Raw genomic sequence first — 19855 nt, 5'->3', positions numbered from 1 at the left:
TACTCTATTTTTTTTCTAATCCTTGTCCAAATGCTTTCAAGAAGCTAAAACCGAATGTAATGGCTCTATTGATATCTGGATCTTTTAACACTTTAAAGAAATCCATCACTTTTGTTTTTTTACCACTATTTAATTCATCTGTTGCAAATTGTAATCCAGTAACTAAGCTGGATGTAATTTGTTTCGTTACTTCCGGATCAACTGAAGATAAAGCTTCTCCGGCCCCCATCATATTGTTGAGTGCATTTTTAACTGGTTCACGATTTAATTGCTCCACAGCGATCTTTGAAACATCTTCCTTCGCGGCAAGTAAACTAATCGCCGCATCTAATATACCAGCCTTCTGCAACTGTGCTAACAGCTGCATCGTTTCTTCTACTGCTTCACGATTATTAGATAGCTCATTTAGAAGTTCATCTGCTACTTGCTGTTTCTGTTCTTCCTCTGTTACAACTTTCTTTTTAATTAAAGTAATTTCTTTCGCCACTATCTCCGCCCCCTAGTCCACGAGTGATACGTATTGTTTTCTTTGCCATTTTTGCTCGATTTCAACACCATTTTGCGGATTACGCTTTTTATCTCGCGGGTTTGAAGATGGTAACGGACGATTTCCTTTTTCACGTAATACACGCATTTTCACCATCGTTTGTTTGTACGCCGGTGTACACGTATAAAGGTCTGTTGCCGTCCCAGTTAAAATATTGATCGCTTCTTCATTTATCGTTGCATGCATCGGTAAGTATAGCTCTTTCCCCGTTACACGATCAGTAATAAGCGCTTGTACTTTAATTTTGCCAAATGGTGATGCTAATTCTACAAGACCACCATCTTTCACATTGCGCTCTATAGCGAGTTCAGGTGAAATTTCAACGAATACTTCAGATACTTTAGATAAAATACCAGCCGACTTATTTGTCATATTCCCTTCATGGAAATGTTCTAGCATACGTCCATTATTTAAAAGTAAATCATACTCATCTGGCGCTACAACCGGTGGTACCCATTCATCTAATGATAAACGAGCTAGTTTATCTGGGAAGTTAAATCCGTCTACATATAATAGCGGTGTATCACTACCATCATGGCTACCCCAACATAAACTATTCCAACCTTCTAGACGGTCGTACGTTGCTTGAGAGTATAACGGTGCAAGTGATGCGATTTCGTCCATAATTTCACTTGGACTTTCATAATTCCAATCCCCGCCTAGTGCACGAGCAACTTTTTGTAAAATCCACCAGTCTGGTTTTGAATCACCTAACGGTTTTAATACTTCATATAATCTTTGAATACGTCGCTCTGTATTCGTAAACGTTCCTTCTTTTTCTAAGCTTGGTGCCGCTGGTAAAATAACATCAGCAAAACGAGCTGTTTTTGATAAGAACATATCTTGAACAACGAGGAAGTCTAAATTCGCTAAAATATGTTGTACATGGTTGGCATTCGAATCTACTAAAGCCATTTCTTCCCCCATGACATACATACCACGTAGTTTTCCTTCTTCTGCCGCAAGTAACATTGCAATATTATTTAATCCTGGTGCTTTCGGAATCGTTGTGCCGTATGCTTTTTCAAACTTAGCACGAAGCGTATCATCCGATACTGCTTGATAACCTGGAAGCCAGTTTGGTAATGTCGCCATATCACAAGCACCTTGTACATTATTATGACCTCGTAATGGATATGCGCCTGCACCAGGACGACGATAGTTCCCCGTAACAAGCAGTAAATTTGAAATAGCAGCAGATGTTGTACTTCCTCCTGTATTTTGCGTTACACCCATTCCCCAAAGTATACAAGTTCCATCTGCTTCATATATCATACGAGCCATTTCTTTCAGATTCTCTTTTGAAATCCCCGTAATTTCTTCTGTATACTCAAGCGTATACTTTTCTAACATTGTGCTATATTCATCAAAGTTCTTCACATTTTCAGCTAAAAACTTTTTATCGTGCCAATCTTGATCAACAATATATTTCGTAACACCAGCAAGCCATACGTAATCCGTACCTTGGCGCGGATGAATAAATAAATCCGCACGCTCTGCCATTTCATGTTTACGAAGGTCTGCTACGATTAGTTTTTGCTCGTGTAATTTATGAGCACGTTTTACACGCGTCGCAAGCACAGGGTGTCCTTCTGTTGGATTCGCACCAAAGATAATGACAAGGCCTGCTTCAGCTATATCTTTCACTGTTCCTGCATCTCCGCCCATACCGACAGTTTTAAATAAACCGTCTGTTGCTGGAGATTGACAATAACGAGAACAATTGTCTACATTATTCGTTCCATATATTTGTCGAGCTAGTTTTTGCATAAGGTAATTTTCTTCATTTGTTACTTTCGATGAAGAAATAAATCCAAATGCATCGCTGCCGTATTCAGATTTAATATGCTGCATGTTAGAAGCAACAACTTCTAATGCCTCTTCCCAAGTAGCTTCAACAAACATATCTCCTTGGCGAATTAATGGCTTCGTAATTCGATCTTCACTATTTACAAAGTCCCATCCAAATTTACCTTTTACACATGTGGAAATTCCATTAACTGGTGCATCTGAAACAGGTTGCACTTTTAATATATGGCGATCTTTCGTCCATACTTCGAATGAACAACCGACACCACAAAATGTACAAACTGTTTTTGTTTTATTCACTTTCGTCTTACGCATCGCAGCCTCTACTTCTGAAACCGCTAAAATACTACTATATCCAGGCTCTACATCTTTTACAAAATCAATCATCGGATCTAACACATCTGGTTTTAATCCTGTCATAAATCCAGCTTCACCTAACATGGATTTCTCCATCAACGCATTACATGGACATACTGTTACACACTGCCCGCAACTTACACAAGATGAGTCATTTATACTTACACCATTATCCCATATAACACGCGGACGATCTAAGCTCCAGTCTATCGATATAGTTTCATTAACCTGTAGGTTTTGACATACTTCTACACACTGTCCACAAGCAATACATTGATTTGGATCATACCGATAAAACGGATGTGACATATCCACTTCACAAGCACTTACTTTCGGCTCATACGGATATTTCTGTTCTTCAATTCCCATCATATGTACGGTGTTATGGACTTTACAATTACCATTATTGTTATCACACACGGTACAATACAATAAATGATTCTCTAATATTCGATCCATCGCCTCAGTCTGCGCCTCTTTGGCACGCTGGGACTGTCTTTCGATATGCATACCGTTCTCTACTTTCGTTGAACAAGCACGCATTAACTTCCCATCTACTTCTACAATACACGTATCACAAGTTTGAATTGGATCTACTTCTGGTACATGACAAATTTGAGGATGTTCCAAATTACTCTCGTTAAATAATTGTAGTATCGTCTTTTCACCCGATGTGGAACATTCTTTACCATCCACGGTTACACGGACTGTCTGTTCTGCCATAGTTTCCCCTCTCCTTACAACCAACTGTACAATCCACTTATGAATCCGTTTTCATAAGTGGATTGTACATATTTTTGAAACGCCCTGCCCAAATACTTTTCTTTTGAAGTCGATTCTAGATGTTTATAAGGCATCACTACGAAAGCTTGAAAATTTCACTATTCTACATTTCTATTATATCGTACATATACAATAATAACCAAAATAATCTGTGATCTTCTTCCTAATAGGTGTTTTTATTTTTCCCATTGTTTTATGATAAATATGGGAGAGAAATACATAAAAAAGGGGAATTTAATATGGAGCCTACGCAAGAAACGTATACAATTGTACGTTATCAATCTGGTACATTTTCAAAACAACTTGATGAGATTGTTACAGAATCTCCTATTACGATTAAATTGAATGGTGAAGAATATGTAACAGTCGTATGTACACCAAATTATATTGAAGATATGGTAATTGGGTTTTTAATTTCTGAGGGGATTATTTCTTCTTATAAAGATGTTGAAGAACTATGGGTGCAAAAAGATAACGGAATTGTCCATGTAACATCATCAAAAATAAATCCGCTCTATCAAAATTTATATAATAAACGATACATCACTTCCTGCTGTGGAAAAGGTAGACAAGGTTTTATTTTCGTTAACGACGCAGCGAAAGCAAAAGATTTACATGATATACATGTAAAAATTACTCCTGAAGAATGCTTTTACTTAATGAATACTTTACAACAATCTTCCACTACCTTTCGTCAAACCGGCGGTGTTCACAATACCGCACTATGTGATCGAAACAATATCCTCCTATCAAGAATGGATATTGGAAGACATAATGCATTAGATAAAATATATGGACATTGTTTACGCAACAATATATCTGTTAAAGGAAAAATCATTGCATTTAGCGGACGCATTTCATCCGAAATTTTACTCAAAGTTTCAAAAATCGGATGTGAAATTGTTCTATCTAAATCCGCACCAACAAAATTAGCATTGCAACTCGCTCACGATTTAGGCATTACCGTCGTAGGATTTATTAGAAATGAATCTTGTAATATTTACACACATCCACATCGAATTGATGGTTATCGATCGAATAACTAAAATAACTCCTCAATCGAGGAGTTATTTTAGTTATGAAAATGTAATATATTAAACACTTGAATAGTTAATAAAGTTAATATATAATTTCATTACATAATTAAAAACAAAATATTGTAGCATATATCTTTTCATTCTTTTACAAATTAAAAGAGACTGCTAACAAAACGCATACACATTCTTATATATGTAATGGATTTATTTGATTTAAAATCGACCAAGGAGGTTACAACGATGGAAATTCGCTTATTAACGACAGAGGACGCAGAAATATATTTAAAAGTTTGTATGGAAGGTTTAACGAAGAACCCGGAAGCTTTTAGCTCTTCTTATGAAGATGTTCTGAAACATGAGGATCCTGTAGCTGCTATGGCAAAACGATTAAGCAATCCGGATAAGTATACTCTAGGGGTCTTCAAAGATAACGATTTAATCGGCATTGCTACTTTAGAAACAAAGCCTTTCATTAAACAAGAACATAAAGCAAAAATCGGTTCCGTTTTTGTTTCCCCTAAAGCACGTGGCCTTGGAGCAGGACGGGCTCTCATTAAAGCAATTATCGAGAATGCCGATAAATTACATGTAGAACAACTTATGCTCGATGTTGTAGTTGGTAACGATGCAGCAAAAAAATTATATGAATCATTAGGTTTCCAAACTTACGGCGTACAAGAGCGTTCATTAAAACATAACGGTCAATATTGGGACGAGGAACATATGGTTCTATTCTTAAATGATTAATACTTCAATATAGTTTTTAAAAGCATCTTCTTATTAAGAAAGGTGCTTTTTTCATTACAACAATGTAATCTTCATGTCACCTTTATCGATCGTACCAAACCTTTCCATTCATTATACTAAAAGTGTAAAGTGAAACTTTACTCAGTGGGGAACTACATCCCACGCTGATCGCATGTACTTGATATGTAGAGGAGAATGTGACATGAAACAAAACAAACGAGCTATGGTTTTAATATTTACTACAGCAATTGTAACTTCTGGATTAGCAATTTTACCTTGGTTTATTATATAAAGTGAAACTTTAATCAGCCCTCACCAATCGGACTTTTATGGGAAGCCCGCCCCCCACCTAACTTCTTTGCTTTCGCTGCATTTTGAAGTGGGGGTCTTACTGCCCATTAAAGTCGGATAAAAATACTCCCCCTAACAACGAAAAAAGCTTATTGCTTCTTAAGAAGCAATAAGCTTTTTTTATATTATAAAATCCCCAAAATTTTATTTACACAACTTATAATAATAACCATAGATACGGCAACGCACATGACAACCGTATTACGATCTTGCTTTTCTTTTTTTGAAATTTCTTCTTTTGGATTCATGTGTATGATCTCCTTTTAAAAAAAGTGTGAGATAGGAAATTTTTCTTATCCGATGCGAGGTGAATACGAAAACCCTCTCTATCTCACATACACAATAGAATGGAATTGTCATTTTATAAATAAAATGACATGACGTTATGTCGCAACATAGGGTATTTTGTGTCGCTACGTTTTCTATTATAAAAAATAGTTGTGCAAAACTAGTGCATTTTTTATGTCAATTACTCTGAGCGAGAAATCACTCTTCCACTCAATCACATAAAAAGAGTTTTTTATCATTTTCATGTAAACTATACAAGTAGAATGAACAGTTTGGGGTGCACAAGATTATGGTAAAAATTTTATTAGTAGACGATGAAGAACGTATGTTACGATTATTAGATCTGTTCTTAAGTCCTCGTGGCTATTTTTGTATGAAAGCTACCTCTGGCCTTGAAGCACTAAAGTTAATAGAACAAAAAGACTTCGATATTGTTTTGTTAGATGTAATGATGCCGAATATGGATGGATGGGATACTTGCTATCAAATCCGTCAAATTTCCAACGTTCCAATCATTATGCTAACAGCTCGTAATCAAAATTACGATATGGTAAAAGGCCTTACGATCGGCGCAGATGACTATATTACAAAACCATTTGATGAGCATGTATTAGTTGCACGAATTGAGGCTATATTACGCCGTACAAAGAAGGATGGATTCGTTAGCTTCAATGGTATTGAGTGGGATAAAACGAAACATACCGTCACAGTATATGATGAAAAAATCTCACTAACTCCTATCGAGTTCTCGTTGCTTGGACTATTTTTACAAAATACAAACCGTGCTTATAGCCGAGATGATTTAATTGAAAAAATTTGGGGTTATGAAACAGACATTGAATATAGAACAATCGATTCACATATTCGCAATATCCGTGATAAATTACGTAAAAAAGGATTTCCAGTTGAAAATTACTTAGAAACTGTTTATAAGGTCGGATATAAATGGAAAAGTGAATAATTACTTCGGTCAGTGGAAAATACCATACCACTGACCCTTTATATGAAATAAGGTATGGTGAGAAAATGAGTAAACTTTCACTTAAAATTGGGACATACTTTTTAATATTAGCTTTATGTATTGAAACAATTGCTTTCGTATCTTTTTACAAAAGCATTTCAACAATGCGGATTGAGGAAGAAACACTTGCTCTTTTAGAAAAAGGTAATCGCTATAGTAAAATGCTAAAAAAACGTGCAGAGTGGAATGAACGTACTAAACACCAGCAATACACTGAACGTCCAAAACGTTATGGGTATCAGGAGTTCACTATCGAACATGCGGCTGAAGGATTAATTGAATCCGAGTTAATTGCTAATTCGGATATAACTATCATTATCACTGACAATGACGGAAAAATTATCTCTAACTCAGAACCCGTAACAAAGGAAATGCAAAAACAACTTACTTGTAAAACAGAACCTATTCCAAAAGACGGATTAATTATTGAGAGAAATTGGAAAAAATCAAAATTCATCTCAACAGTAAGCCCAATTGAAATTCAAGGATTTCAAGGTAATTTATATATGTTATTAAAAACATCTTTCTTAGAAAGAATGTTACTTAAACTCATGAATCAATTCCTTATTATTAGTATATTGACGGTTATTTTAACAACTATTTCTGTCTTTGTTTTTTCTCGTGTTATTACAGAACCGCTTATAAAAATGAAGAGGGCAACAGAAAAAATGCCAAAATTAAATAAGCCAATTCAATTAGGTATTAAACGGAATGATGAACTTGGAAGCTTAGCAAAAACGATTGAAGATTTGTCCAGTGAACTAACTTATATGAAAAAAGAACGCAATGAATTTCTTGCTAGTGTCGCCCATGAACTATTAACTCCATTGACCTATATGAAAGGTTATGCGAAAGTAGCAAAGAGAGACACTTTAACGAAAGAAGAGCGAGAAGAATACTTACAAATCATTGAGGATGAAACAGATAGTGTAACTGATCTCGTTCAAGATTTATTTATGCTTGTACAATTAGAACAACACCAATTTGTTATAAAAAAACAAAAAGTGACCCTTCAACCATTTTTAGAACGAATGGTTGAAAAAACAAAAACAACATTAACTAACAAACAAATGCAACTCCATGTATATTGCAAAGACGATTTAGAAGTTTGCATAGACGAAAGACGTATGGAACAAGTTATGTTAAATTTATTACACAATGCTTATCAACATTCGCTAGAAAACACCACTATTACAATACGCGTACTCACAGAAACAAATTCTTTTACAATAAGTGTACAAGATGAAGGTGAAGGTATTCCTGAGGAAGATATTCCTCATATTTTCGATCGTTTTTATCGTGTTGATAAATCTAGAACGAGAGCTACTGGAGGAAAGGGTATCGGGCTAGCTGTTGCGAAAGAAATTGTGGAATTGCATAACGGTTCCATTCTAGTAACAAGCAAATTAGGGGTAGGAACAACCTTTATAATTGAGCTACCTTTTGAATAATATGTGTGTGAAAACACCAGTAGTAGTAAACACTACTGGTGTTATTTTGTTCATAAAATCAGCTCATTTAGGCTAAGCTTTTGAAATTATTCTTATTTCAATATAAAATAAAGTGAAACTTTAATCCATGGAATGGTTCACCCCATGGATTATTAGTTGAACCAATCGGGCATTTACGGGCAGTTATCTCCAATCTAACTTCCGCGCATTCGCTGGATTTTAAAGTTGGAGTCTACTGCCCACAAATAGCGGGGTAAAGATACATTTGTCAAAGATTTGGAGGGTGATATAATTGGATATCCATGTATTAACAAAAGACGAAGCGGAAATTTACTTAGAACTTCGTGTAGAAGGATTAAAGCAAAACCCTGAAGCTTTTAGCTCTTCTTATGAAGATATTATTAATAAAGAGTGTGCGATTGAATATAAAGCACAAAAATTAGCACAAGATGAAAACTATACGCTAGGCGCATTCAAAGATGGAAAATTAATCGGGGTTGCAACACTGGAAACGAAACCATATGTAAAACAAGAACATAAAGCTAAAATCGGTTCTGTATATGTGTCTCCAAAAGCACGCGGACTTGGAGCAGGAAAAGCACTTATTAAAGAATGTCTTGAACTTGCTAAATCTTTAGAAGTAGAACAAGTTATGCTTGATGTTGTTGTTGGCAACGATGGAGCAAAAAAACTTTATGAATCATTAGGATTTAAAACATTCGGTGTGCAAGAACGTTCATTAAAATATAACGGACAATATTGGGACGAAGAGCATATGGTCTTATTCTTAGACGAAAATAAATAATAAAAAACATCCTCTCGTATGAGGATGTTTTTTTACTTTTTTCTAAACCACGCTATATTTAATAATTGAATCGCTTTTGCAATTTCTTCCTCTGATAATATCGCAAACCCAAGTAAAACTACATTTTCAGGCGCAGTACCGTCTTTATAGTACGTAGACACAGGATATACTTTAATACTATGTTTCGCAGCTTCTTGAATTAATTCTTCTTCTCGCATTCCATTATGCACTTGTAATAAAATGTGCAATCCTGAATCTTCTCCTATCACTTCAACACGATTAGAGAAATACTTTTCTATTTCAAAGACAAGTCGATCCCTCTTTTTTCGGTAGACGACACGCATTTTATGAATATGTTTTTCCCAATAGCCTTCATTTAAAAACTTTCTAATCACTTCTTGGTCCATTCTTGAAACACTTTGTGTATAAAATAAATATTGCTGTTGATACTTTTTAATTAATTTCTTCGGCAACACCATATAGCTCATCCGTAGCGATGGCAATAATGCTTTAGATAGCGTCCCCATATAAATAACTTTCCCCTCTGTATCTAACCCTTGCAGCGCCGGTATAGGCTTTCCAGAATAGCGAAATTCACTATCATAATCATCTTCAATAATATACCTGTCTTTCGCTTTCTTCGCCCATTGTAAAAGCTGCGTCCTTCTCGTAATAGGCATAATCATTCCATATGGAAACTGATGGGAAGGTGTAACAAATACAACATTCGCATTGCTATTTTCTAAATCTGCCATACAAATGCCGTCCCTATCTAAAGACAACATTTGAACCTTCTCTTCTCCCTGTTCAAAAACGACCATTTTCCTATGATACCCTGGGTTTTCCACTGCATAGTTGCTTCCCTTTAACAATTGAAACAATAGTTTCACTAATATTTGTGTTCCCGCACCTAATACAATTTGACTAGCTGAACAACGTACACCTCTAGATTCATACAAATAATTCGTAATCTCTTCTCTTAAGCTCGCTTCCCCTTGAGGGTGTCCTAGAAAGAGAAGTTCGTTATTATACGGCTGCCATACTTCATTTACAATTTTCCGATACATATTGAATGGAAAAGCATTTGTATCAATGCCTGTTTGTGTAAAGTCAAATTTATAACTCTTCTCCTGAAACAGTACTTCTTCTATTCTCTCTTCGCTATCCTCTACATGAACCATTTGCTCAATCTTGCATACAAAATAACCTTTTCTCGATATCGACTCAATATAACCTTCTGCAAGTAATTGTTCGTACGCTGCCTCTACTGTATTTTTACTTACTTGTAAATGTATCGCTAACTTTCGCTTAGCCGGTAATTTCGTAAAAGGGACAATCGTTCCATCTTTAATCTCTTTTTTTATATACTCATACAATTGCACGTACAATGCCTTTTTACTATTCATATTTAAATTAGGCGTTAATTCTAACATAATATCTGACCCCTTAATAAAACTACAATCTGATACTTTTTACAGTACCAGAAGTTATATATAATTCCTTTTATCATGTCACACATAAAAAATCAAATACCAGAAAGGAGAAACATGATAATGAACAATGGTAGACGTATCGGACTCATTATGATTATTACAGGGGCTACATTATGGGGATTATCTGGTCCAATGATTCAGTGGCTATTTCAGCATACTAATGTATCCTCAATTGATTTTTTAACAATTCGATTGCTGCTTGCGGGAATATTTATTTTATCTTTTTTACTGATAAAGAAACAAAACATTTTTCAAATTTGGAAACACCCTAGACATTCTATACAACTTATTATTTTCTCTATTCTCGGCATGCTCGGTGCACAATACGCCTTTATCGAAACAGTTCATATTAGTAACGCGGTCACAGCGACATTATTTCAATTTCTAGGTCCTGTTTTTATTACCATTTATGTCGCATTTGAACAACGAAAATTCCCTGCTTCTATGCAACTACTCGCAATTATAACTGCGCTAACGGGAACGTACTTTATTATTACAAACGGTTCAATTGAAAATATTGTTTTATCGAAAGAAGCCATTATTTTTGGCCTATTAACAGCAATTGGATTTGCATTTTATACCCTTCATCCAGCTTCCCTTATTAAAGAATGCGGAACAACCCTAGTAATTGGATGGGGGATGTTAATTGGCGGCATTGCCCTGCTTATTTGTAATCGCTCGTTTGGATGGCATGAGCTTTCGCAAACTTTTACAACAAAAACTTTTTCAATGCTTATTCTTATCATCATAAGTGGAACTCTTTCTTTTCTTCTTTATATCGGTAGTCTGAAATATTTAGCAGCAACAGAAACAAGCATTTTATCTAGTATTGAACCACTTGTAGCTGCCATCGTTTCAATCGCTTGGCTGAATGAATCTTTTGGAGCATATCAATTATTAGGCGGCGTATGTATCGTTCTTTCTGTTATTTTCTTAACGATGCCGCAAAAAGAGAATGAGCCAGCCTTTACATCTGAACAAATATAAAAAATGTCAAAAGAGGTCGTACAAAACTTACGACCTCTTTTTATACTTTAAAGGAATTGTCCCGCTTTCTGGCAAATACAATTACACTAACAATCAAAATTAGGAGTGTGGCACCATGAAAAAAATCGGAACTATGCTACTGTTCTTCTTTCTCATCACTGGATGCTCGCAATTGCAACCTGATTCAGAATTACCTAAAAAAGAAGCTATCGCAACGTCATCCACTCAAGTTAATGCACCTTCCTTCTTTCACCTTAGCGTTTTAAAAGATGTAAATTGGGAAGAAACACCCTCCTTCATACAAGAAAAAATACCTTTAAGAGGTATCGAAGACAAAATTGCAATGGCCGATAGCCCTATTATCGCAAATGAAAAAAATGAAATGATGTGGTACTTTTTAGATCCTGAAATGCCAACTGGAAAACTATCTATTATTGCACTAAAGCAAGGATCAGTAACTCCAACACCCGTACTCTTTCAACAAGAAACTTCCAAACCAACTTGGACTACTTCAAATACAATTGATTCCACTACAAACGAACTCCCTCTCACTATGTCACTACCTTCATCTGGATTATGGGTATTAAACATATATGTAAATGAAAAATATTATGATCAGTTTGTAATCACCGCTGAGTAAAGTGACAAAAATAAACCACTTTCTTACAACAATGTAATTTCTACGTCATATACTTCGATAGTTAAAGTATCTCTCTTCTCTTATACTTAAAGTAAGAAATGACACGAGGAGAGATGAGAGATGAAAAAAATGATAGAAGTGATCGTAGCAGTAACTGAAGTTTTAGTAAATGGTAAACAAGTTGCAATGGAATTAAATAAATAATGAGGAAACATAAATAAATGATTTTACACTTCTTCATTATTTTGATTTCTTATCTCAAAAAAGCAGTGCCTTTTTAGGCACTGCTTTTAGCTATTAATAACTTGGTATTCTCGTAATTCGTGCCACACCTGAATCAATCGCTGCTTTCGCTACTGCTTCAGCAACACTTGGAACAACTCTTTTATCTAATGGATTTGGGATTACATAATTCGCATTACGTTCTTCGTCCGTAATGATGTTAGCGATCCCATATGCTGCCGCTAATTTCATTTCTTCTGTAATATCAGTCGCACGCACATCTAACGCACCGCGGAATATTCCAGGGAACGCCAATACATTATTTACTTGATTCGCATAATCCGAGCGCCCAGTTCCTACTACAGCTGCTCCAGCCTCTAACGCATCCTCAGGGAAGATTTCTGGAATTGGATTCGCCATTGCAAACACAATTGCTTTCTCATTCATCGTCTTTACAAGCTCTTTCGTTAATACATTAGGGGCAGATACACCGATAAAGATATCAGCCTGATGAATTGCTTCTTTTAACGTTCCACGTACATGTTCTCGATTTGTCTTTTTTGAAACTTCAATTTGCGCTTCGTTCATCCATGCTTCCCCTTCACAAACAATACCTTCTAAGCTAACTAACGTAATGTGCTGTGCACCAGCCTTTAATAATAATTTTCCAATTGCAATTCCTGCCGAACCAGCACCGTTAATAACAATCTTCACATGATCCATTTGTTTGCTAACAACTTTTAATGCATTAATAACAGCTGCTAAGACGACGATAGCTGTTCCATGTTGATCATCATGGAATACAGGAATATTCGTTTCTTCTTTTAAACGTTTTTCAATTTCAAAACAACGCGGCGCTGCAATATCTTCTAAATTGATCCCTGCAAATGTAGGCTCTAAATTTTTAACAAGGGTAACGATTTCATCCACATCAGTCGTACCTAAACATAACGGGAAAGCATCTACATTAGCAAATTTCTTAAATAATATACTTTTTCCTTCCATAACAGGCATAGCCGCTTTCGGTCCAATGTTTCCTAAACCGAGTACCGCTGTTCCGTCTGAGACAACTGCCACCATATTCCCACGTGCTGTATAGTCATACACTGTTTCTTCATCTGCTGCAATTGCTTTGCAAGACTCCGCTACACCTGGTGTATATGTCAGACTTAAATCATCCGCTGAATTTACTTCTACTTTACTTGTAATCTCAATTTTCCCTACTAATTCTTTATGCAATAACAATGATCTTTCATTAATTTGATTTTCTAACATACTTATAATCTCCCCTTAATTTGACAAGCTAGCTATATGAATATAGCTAGCTTGTTTAATCATGAAAACATTTTTAATAAGATTGTCGCTGTTACAACCATTGCTGCCCCGCCTAAACGAGTCGAAATTTGCGCAAACGGCATTAATTCCATTCGATTTGAAGCTGATAAAATAGCAACATCTCCAGTTCCGCCTAAACCGCTATGACATCCAGTTACAATTGCTGATTCAACTGGATACATTTTCATCACTTTCCCTACAAGAAAACCTGATGCTACCATTGTAAGAACAACTGATGCGCACACAACAACATACCCTACAGAAAGAACTGCTGCTACGTCTTTTAGCGGAATATATAGTAATCCTAGTCCAACCATTAAAGGCCAAGTTAAATTCTTCGAAATGAATTTATATAGATGGAATGCTCCTTGCTCCATTTTTGCGGGCATTAATTTAAAGTATTTCACAAGTGCTGCCGAGAAGATCATAATGATTGCCCCAGGGATACCGATGAACTTAGAAGCAAATCCTCCGAAGATGAAGAACGTACACGCAATTAATAAACCTGCTCCCATTAATGAGAAGTCAATTGGCTTCTCTGTATTTTGTTCTTTTAATAACTCTGCTTGATTGTCTGTTTTTACTAATACACCGTTACCACTAAGCTCCGGTTTCTTCTCACCTAAACGCTTCATATACCCTGCACTCACAATTGCGAACATATTTCCAATAATAGCTGCTGGAATAAGCTGTGATACAAACGTTGCTGATGATTCATTTAAAATATCACTATAGGCTAGCGACAATGGTAAAATTCCTTCCCCGATACCACCACTCACAATTGGTACAATGATAAAGAAGAATGTTTGCTTCATTTCAAATCCAAATAGTGAACCGACCAATAACCCTACTACTACAGAAGCTAACGTCCCTACTACTAAAGGAATAAACATACGAACGAAACCTTGTACTAATACTTTACGATTCATTCCTAAAATACTTCCGACTACTAAACAAGAAATATATAAATATAAAAAGTTCGATTTTTTCATTAACATAGTCGCAGCTTCCATTGAAGCTGGATTCATCCAGTTAAAAAATACAAGTAATGATGGAATAAATAACGAAAGTATTGCTGGACCACCGATATTTTTTAAAATTGGAATTCTCATCCCAATGTCTCCTAAGAAAATACCCATGATCATAATAACTGCAAATCCACCAATCATATCTGCTGGTAATTTATTATATACAGATGCCCCATAAATAATAGCAGCCAATACTACATATAACGGTAAAGGTATAACACCGATTTTTACATTTATAATTTTAGAAGCGAAAGATTCTCTTTGTACTTCATTTCCTCCAGAAAATGATACCGCTTCCACATCCTTTTGAATTCCCATATGGCACCCCCTTGTTTTCTTAATAACAATATTAAAACGCTTTCAATAGTAAAAATAGTTTTTGTAAGTTTTGTAATTGATTTTGTAATTAAAAAAAGTATAAGCGACTTATAATAAGTCGCTTATACGTAAAACGCTATTTTATTTTGGTCAATACATCTTAATTTACTCACCGGTCTCCCTACATGTTGATACACCATTTCGTTTTCTAATACTCCAATTTCTGTTAAAAACATTACATACTTTCGAATAGAAACTCTTGAAACACCAACTAATTGCGCCATTTCATCTGTTGTAAACGCTCGTCCATTCAACGACTCGATCTTCTTCCAAATTAATTGCATCGTTTGCTTCGTTAATCCTTTCGGAAGCTCTTTCATGACAGTAGGTTCTCTTTTTTCTTTTTGCAAAATTAACGAATCTAATTCCGATTGACTAATTTTTTGTTGTTCTTTCATGAAAGTAAGTTTTTCTCGATATATAGTTAATGCTTCTTTAAATCGTTCAAATGTAAATGGTTTAATTAAATAATCTACTACGCCATATTGTAATGCTTTTTTAATACTCCCCATATCATGTACAGCTGAAATCATCATAATATCGATTTCTTTTTCTTGGTTCCGAATATACATTAAAAGCTCAAATCCAGTCTCTTCAGGCATAAAAATATCAAGTAATACTAAATCTACTCGTGATTCCTCTAATACTTCTATCGCCGATTTTACCGAATTCACTGCTTGAACAAGTTCAAACCCTCCTACTTGCTCTAAATAATGCGTATTTAACATTGCTACCATCGGGTCATCTTCTACAATTAAAACTTTAATCATATTTGCCTCTCATCCCTACCTTTAGGTATTTCAATTGTTATCGTTGTTCCCTTTCCTACTAATGAATACACATGAATTTCTCCATTTATTCGCTGTATACTTTCTTTTACAAGATACAAACCATAACCACGGTTATCCCCCTTTGTGGAATAACCTTTCGTAAATAATGACCCTATTTCTTCTTCTTGTATACCTTTTCCCGTATCTTGTACTGTAATGGTTAGTGTATCCCCATATTGTATCTCAACTTCAACTTGCTTCTTTTCACAATTCGTCACTGCCTCTAATGCATTATCAATTAAATTTCCGACAATCGTAATCAATTCATGAGTAATACTTTCATCCTCTATTTCTGGCATGTAAGAATCTTCACTTATAATTAATTTTATATTTTTCTCTCTAGCATAGCTAAGTTTCCCGAGTAAAAAACCAGCAAATACTGGACTTTTTATTCTTTTCATAATCCCACCAATTTCATATTGATGCTCTGATACCATACCGCTTATATATTTCTGTAATTCTTCATACTGCTTCATATGTGTAAGCCCTAATACGACATGCATTTTATTCATAAATTCATGCGATTGTGCCCGTAATGCTTCCGCATATAATCTAATACCAGTTAATTCTTCTGCTAATTTTCTAATCTCTGTTTTATCACGAAATGTTGCAATTGCGCCAACTATTTCTCCTTTTACATATAAAGGAACACGATTCGTCACAATTGTAATTCCATAAATATTTTGTTCTTCGTTTAATTGTACTTCTCCCGTTTTTAATACTTCTTTTATACGTGAATTAGGCATATATAACTCAACATCTTTACCGATAAAATCTTCTTCTAATCCACTTTTCTTAAACAATCGTTTTGCCTCATTATTTATTAAAGTTACATTTGCCTCTTTATCTACAGCAATAATACCTTCCTTTACAGATTGTAGCATCGTATTTCTTTCTTCAAGAATTTTCGCTATCCTATGAGGTTCAAGACCGAATAAACTTTTCTTTATATGTCTAGCTAGCAATATTGCTCCTATAATTCCGACTAGTACTCCAACTCCGACACCAATATAAATGATATGTCTACTTTCCTTAACTCTCTCTTTTACATTATCTGCTGAAATACCAACGGCCACCGCTCCAAGTTGTTCACCTGTTTCAGAAAATACAGGTACAAATACTCGCATTGAAATACCTAAAGTTCCTTCTGCCAGCGATACATGTTCCTTTCCTTTCAATGCAGGCCCTTCATCTCCCCCAATAAAATGATGACCTATTTTTTGAGGATTTGGATGTGATTTTCTTATTCCATTCATGTCCATAACTACAATAAATTGAACACCTGTGTTTTTTAATATTCTATTTGTATACGTTTGAATTGCAGCAGTATCCGTCTTCCCAATTAAACCATCGATTACAATTGAATCATTCGCCACAATGTGTGCAATTGTTTTTGCTTTCTCTGCCTGGCTATCCTCCGTTGTCCGTTCTACATTATGACTAATTAATATATCTGTCACAAGTAAAGAAAAAATTACAACTGTACAAACTAACAATGTAATCGTTTTCCATAAATTCCATAGTCTTTTTCTTTTTTTCATCCCGTTAATGACTCCCCTAATTGCTGAATAGAAAAATAAGTAAGGTGATATTATTTTCACCTTACTTATCTGCTGTTATTATACTTTAAATTTACTAGTCATCGCTTGTAGTTCTTCGGCCATCTCAGCTAAATTTTGCGAAGCTGAACTAATTTCTTCCATTGAATTCATTTGTTCTTCTGTTGAAGCAGCAACACTTTGCATACTAGCTGTATTTTCTTCTGCAGCCGCTGCAATTTCATCAATAGCATTTGTCACTTCATTTGCATCTCCAGCAATTCTCTTCGTTGTTTCTACCATTTGATTCACTTGAGAAACAATATGTGTAGTAGAACTTAAAATTTCCGTAAAACTTACTTTCGTTTTTGTTACAACATCAAGGCCTTGTTGGACTTCCCCATTCACATTATCCATCGCCTTAACAGTATGTTCAATATCAGCCTTAATTTCTGCAATTAAATTTGCAATCTCTCCAGATGATTCTCCGGACTGCTCCGCTAATTTTCTAACTTCATCTGCTACAATAGCAAATCCTCGTCCCTGTTCACCTGCTCTTGCTGCTTCAATAGCCGCATTTAAAGCTAATAAGTTCGTTTGAGTAGCGATGTTTTGGATTGCTTCAGAAATAGCTCCTACTTGCTTTGATTTTTCATCAAGAAGTTTAATAATAGCATCTGACTCGGATACCGACCTAGAAATAGACTGCATTTGTTTTGCTGTTTGTTCAACTAAATCTTCTCCCTCTTTGGCTCTTTCTCGCGCATGTAATGAGGAAATAGAAATTGACTCTGCACTTCCAGTTACATCTTGAATTGCTGTATTTACTTGTTGCAATGTAGCCGCACCTTCTTCAACACCTTGACTTTGTGATTCAGCCCCACCTGATACTTGTTCCATTGCAATTGTAATTTGGTCTGTCGCATCATTTGCTTGCTGTACGCTCGCTGTTAACTCTTCAGCCGATGCAGCGACATGTTCTGCTGAAAAACTAATTTGAGTAATCACATCTTGTAAAGAGGCAGACATTTCATTAAAGGAATTCCCTAATTTCCCAATGTCATCCTTGGAATGGATTGTAATTTTCTCTGTTAAATCTCCCTTACTAATTTTATGTGCCGAGTCAGCTATTTTTCTTAATGGTCTTGTAATAGACTTTGTAATGAAATAAATTAATACACTACCAAATACAATAGCGATAGCAATAACAATAAAAGTCTTATAAAATACTGGATTCGCAGCTTGGGTAATTTCTTCATCAAACATAACTCCAACTACTTTCCAGCCCGTTTTCTCATTTGTTGCAAAGATTAAATTCTTTTTATCATCTTGTTCTGTATAAGAGACATTTCCTTGTTTTTCTTCATAAATCGGTTTAATCCAAGGATCAGTAACTTTTGCACCTGGTTTTCTAGATGGATGACTAACAATTTGCTTATTTTGATCTAAAATAACTGCATAACCTTTTTCACCAATGTTAATCATTTTGGAAATTTTCAAGATGTTATCTAGATTTAAGTTAATTCCTATAACACCTTTACCATCTTTTACTTCTTTTGCAATTGTCACTACCATATTTTTTGTAGATGCTGATTGATATGGTGCAGTAACAATTACTTTCCCTTTATTTTCATGTGCTTCTTTATACCAAGATCTATCTGTTGGATTATACCCATCATCCATTTGGATAAATGGTTCTCTTATAAACTTTCCTGTCTGCGTTCCAATATAAATACCTTCTACTTCTGGATGAAGTTTTATATATTGCACTAACTTCGTTCTTACTATTTCTTCTTGTCCGTTTGGATATGTATCCTCTGTTAAGATGTCTGCAAAGTATGCTGCATCAACAAATTTCTCTTCTATATTTTGAGAAATAACAGTATTTAAAATCGAAATGTTTTCCTTTGCTTTACCTGTGATTTGTTGTTCAAAATTTGTTTTGGCAGTTTGATATGAAACACCACCGATAATAAGTCCTGGTATAGTTAAAATTAGAAAAAATGAAATGATTAATTTTTTCTTGATACTCATACATTTAACCCAGTTAAATATTTTTTGCATAATAAGCCTCCTTTATGTAATGTGAATACTTGTGTAATTTTATATAAGTAACATATATAAAACAATATATAATGATAACATGTAATTTTTTTGTCAATTATGCATTTTTACATATTCACTACTTCTAAAGATTTAAGCATAAAA

The 19855-nt window shown here is 35.0% G+C and carries 16 protein-coding genes and 1 pseudogene; 7 read left to right on the top strand and 10 right to left on the bottom strand.

Features of this window, described 5'->3' with window-relative positions; translation table 11 throughout:
- Positions 1-4: 4 nt before the first annotated feature.
- Positions 5-487 (bottom strand): DUF1641 domain-containing protein, encoded by a 483-nt coding sequence (locus ACTFRN_RS17305; protein WP_001040529.1) that lies wholly within the window; start codon positions 485-487, stop codon positions 5-7.
- Between the two features lie 12 nt (positions 488-499).
- Positions 500-3436 (bottom strand): formate dehydrogenase subunit alpha, encoded by a 2937-nt coding sequence (gene fdhF, locus ACTFRN_RS17300; protein WP_088106333.1) that lies wholly within the window; start codon positions 3434-3436, stop codon positions 500-502.
- A 299-nt stretch (positions 3437-3735) separates the two neighbouring features.
- Here fdhF and fdhD point away from each other — a divergent pair, with 299 nt between their 5' ends.
- Together fdhD and ACTFRN_RS17290 are read left to right on the top strand one after the other, a co-directional pair.
- Complete coding sequence (gene fdhD / locus ACTFRN_RS17295) at positions 3736-4542, top strand: formate dehydrogenase accessory sulfurtransferase FdhD (protein ID WP_048552721.1); 807 nt, start codon at positions 3736-3738, stop codon at positions 4540-4542.
- 231 nt (positions 4543-4773) lie between these two features.
- Positions 4774-5280 (top strand): GNAT family N-acetyltransferase, encoded by a 507-nt coding sequence (locus tag ACTFRN_RS17290; protein ID WP_000405875.1) that lies wholly within the window; start codon positions 4774-4776, stop codon positions 5278-5280.
- A gap of 476 nt (positions 5281-5756) precedes the next feature.
- Here the strand turns inward: ACTFRN_RS17290 and ACTFRN_RS17285 are convergent, their stop codons facing one another.
- Positions 5757-5879, bottom strand: coding sequence for a hypothetical protein (locus ACTFRN_RS17285; protein WP_001068392.1), 123 nt, complete (start codon positions 5877-5879; stop codon positions 5757-5759).
- A gap of 329 nt (positions 5880-6208) precedes the next feature.
- Here ACTFRN_RS17285 and ACTFRN_RS17280 point away from each other — a divergent pair, with 329 nt between their 5' ends.
- The 3 genes from ACTFRN_RS17280 (at position 6209) to ACTFRN_RS17270 (ending at position 9196) form a co-directional block, all read left to right on the top strand.
- A complete protein-coding gene (locus ACTFRN_RS17280) occupies positions 6209-6880 on the top strand; it encodes a response regulator transcription factor (RefSeq protein ID WP_000238954.1) in 672 nt (223 codons plus the stop codon).
- 65 nt (positions 6881-6945) lie between these two features.
- Positions 6946-8391 (top strand): HAMP domain-containing sensor histidine kinase, encoded by a 1446-nt coding sequence (locus ACTFRN_RS17275; RefSeq protein ID WP_000041015.1) that lies wholly within the window; start codon positions 6946-6948, stop codon positions 8389-8391.
- 292 nt (positions 8392-8683) lie between these two features.
- Positions 8684-9196 (top strand): GNAT family N-acetyltransferase, encoded by a 513-nt coding sequence (locus tag ACTFRN_RS17270; RefSeq protein WP_000351212.1) that lies wholly within the window; start codon positions 8684-8686, stop codon positions 9194-9196.
- A gap of 32 nt (positions 9197-9228) precedes the next feature.
- On the opposite strand, the gene pdxR is transcribed toward ACTFRN_RS17270, so the two are convergent.
- On the bottom strand, positions 9229-10629 hold the full coding sequence (pdxR, locus tag ACTFRN_RS17265; RefSeq protein ID WP_000891907.1) for a MocR-like pyridoxine biosynthesis transcription factor PdxR: 1401 nt from the start codon (positions 10627-10629) through the stop codon (positions 9229-9231).
- Between the two features lie 120 nt (positions 10630-10749).
- Here pdxR and ACTFRN_RS17260 point away from each other — a divergent pair, with 120 nt between their 5' ends.
- The gene (locus ACTFRN_RS17260; protein ID WP_001059048.1) at positions 10750-11676 is read left to right on the top strand and encodes a DMT family transporter; all 927 of its coding nucleotides are present in this window, start codon (positions 10750-10752) and stop codon (positions 11674-11676) included.
- 115 nt (positions 11677-11791) lie between these two features.
- Positions 11792-12316 (top strand): DUF4871 domain-containing protein, encoded by a 525-nt coding sequence (locus ACTFRN_RS17255; RefSeq protein WP_049111768.1) that lies wholly within the window; start codon positions 11792-11794, stop codon positions 12314-12316.
- Positions 12317-12613: 297 nt separating this feature from the next.
- Here the strand turns inward: ACTFRN_RS17255 and ACTFRN_RS17250 are convergent, their stop codons facing one another.
- The 6 genes and pseudogenes from ACTFRN_RS17250 to ACTFRN_RS17225 form a co-directional block, all read right to left on the bottom strand.
- Positions 12614-13813, bottom strand: coding sequence for an NAD(P)-dependent malic enzyme (locus ACTFRN_RS17250; RefSeq protein WP_000892419.1), 1200 nt, complete (start codon positions 13811-13813; stop codon positions 12614-12616).
- Between the two features lie 59 nt (positions 13814-13872).
- On the bottom strand, positions 13873-15219 hold the full coding sequence (locus tag ACTFRN_RS17245; RefSeq protein WP_000512692.1) for a 2-hydroxycarboxylate transporter family protein: 1347 nt from the start codon (positions 15217-15219) through the stop codon (positions 13873-13875).
- Between the two features lie 122 nt (positions 15220-15341).
- Positions 15342-16049: a response regulator gene (locus ACTFRN_RS17240; protein WP_000598676.1), complete on the bottom strand. Its 708-nt coding sequence runs from the start codon at positions 16047-16049 to the stop codon at positions 15342-15344.
- The gene (locus ACTFRN_RS17235) at positions 16046-17650 is read right to left on the bottom strand and encodes a sensor histidine kinase (RefSeq protein WP_000746418.1); all 1605 of its coding nucleotides are present in this window, start codon (positions 17648-17650) and stop codon (positions 16046-16048) included. Before ACTFRN_RS17235 ends, ACTFRN_RS17240 begins: the two co-directional genes overlap by 4 nt.
- A gap of 78 nt (positions 17651-17728) precedes the next feature.
- Positions 17729-18547: a methyl-accepting chemotaxis protein gene (locus ACTFRN_RS17230; protein ID WP_440038342.1), complete on the bottom strand. Its 819-nt coding sequence runs from the start codon at positions 18545-18547 to the stop codon at positions 17729-17731.
- Between the two features lie 120 nt (positions 18548-18667).
- Positions 18668-19681: pseudogene (locus ACTFRN_RS17225) on the bottom strand (HAMP domain-containing protein); the annotation flags it as partial.
- Between the last annotated feature and the right edge of the window lie 174 nt (positions 19682-19855).

Source organism: Bacillus cereus group sp. MYBK245-2 (assembly GCF_051916145.1).
Lineage (GTDB): Bacteria > Bacillota > Bacilli > Bacillales > Bacillaceae_G > Bacillus_A > Bacillus_A pacificus.
Note: the sequence above shows the minus strand (reverse complement) of the source record. Positions and strands in the feature narration are given on the sequence as shown.

What these genes read in the sequence shown, in the direction of transcription:
- pdxR (WP_000891907.1), bottom strand. Translation starts at nt 10,629, where the DNA reads ATGTTAGAATTAACGCCTAATTTAAATATGAATAGTAAAAAGGCATTG.
- ACTFRN_RS17255 (WP_049111768.1), top strand. Translation starts at nt 11,792, where the DNA reads ATGAAAAAAATCGGAACTATGCTACTGTTCTTCTTTCTCATCACTGGA.
- ACTFRN_RS17250 (WP_000892419.1), bottom strand. Translation starts at nt 13,813, where the DNA reads ATGTTAGAAAATCAAATTAATGAAAGATCATTGTTATTGCATAAAGAA.
- ACTFRN_RS17245 (WP_000512692.1), bottom strand. Translation starts at nt 15,219, where the DNA reads ATGGGAATTCAAAAGGATGTGGAAGCGGTATCATTTTCTGGAGGAAAT.
- ACTFRN_RS17240 (WP_000598676.1), bottom strand. Translation starts at nt 16,049, where the DNA reads ATGATTAAAGTTTTAATTGTAGAAGATGACCCGATGGTAGCAATGTTA.
- ACTFRN_RS17290 (WP_000405875.1), top strand. Translation starts at nt 4,774, where the DNA reads ATGGAAATTCGCTTATTAACGACAGAGGACGCAGAAATATATTTAAAA.
- ACTFRN_RS17235 (WP_000746418.1), bottom strand. Translation starts at nt 17,650, where the DNA reads ATGAAAAAAAGAAAAAGACTATGGAATTTATGGAAAACGATTACATTG.
- ACTFRN_RS17275 (WP_000041015.1), top strand. Translation starts at nt 6,946, where the DNA reads ATGAGTAAACTTTCACTTAAAATTGGGACATACTTTTTAATATTAGCT.
- fdhF (WP_088106333.1), bottom strand. Translation starts at nt 3,436, where the DNA reads ATGGCAGAACAGACAGTCCGTGTAACCGTGGATGGTAAAGAATGTTCC.
- ACTFRN_RS17280 (WP_000238954.1), top strand. Translation starts at nt 6,209, where the DNA reads ATGGTAAAAATTTTATTAGTAGACGATGAAGAACGTATGTTACGATTA.
- ACTFRN_RS17285 (WP_001068392.1), bottom strand. Translation starts at nt 5,879, where the DNA reads ATGAATCCAAAAGAAGAAATTTCAAAAAAAGAAAAGCAAGATCGTAAT.
- ACTFRN_RS17230 (WP_440038342.1), bottom strand. Translation starts at nt 18,547, where the DNA reads ATGGAACAAGTATCAGGTGGGGCTGAATCACAAAGTCAAGGTGTTGAA.
- fdhD (WP_048552721.1), top strand. Translation starts at nt 3,736, where the DNA reads ATGGAGCCTACGCAAGAAACGTATACAATTGTACGTTATCAATCTGGT.
- ACTFRN_RS17260 (WP_001059048.1), top strand. Translation starts at nt 10,750, where the DNA reads ATGAACAATGGTAGACGTATCGGACTCATTATGATTATTACAGGGGCT.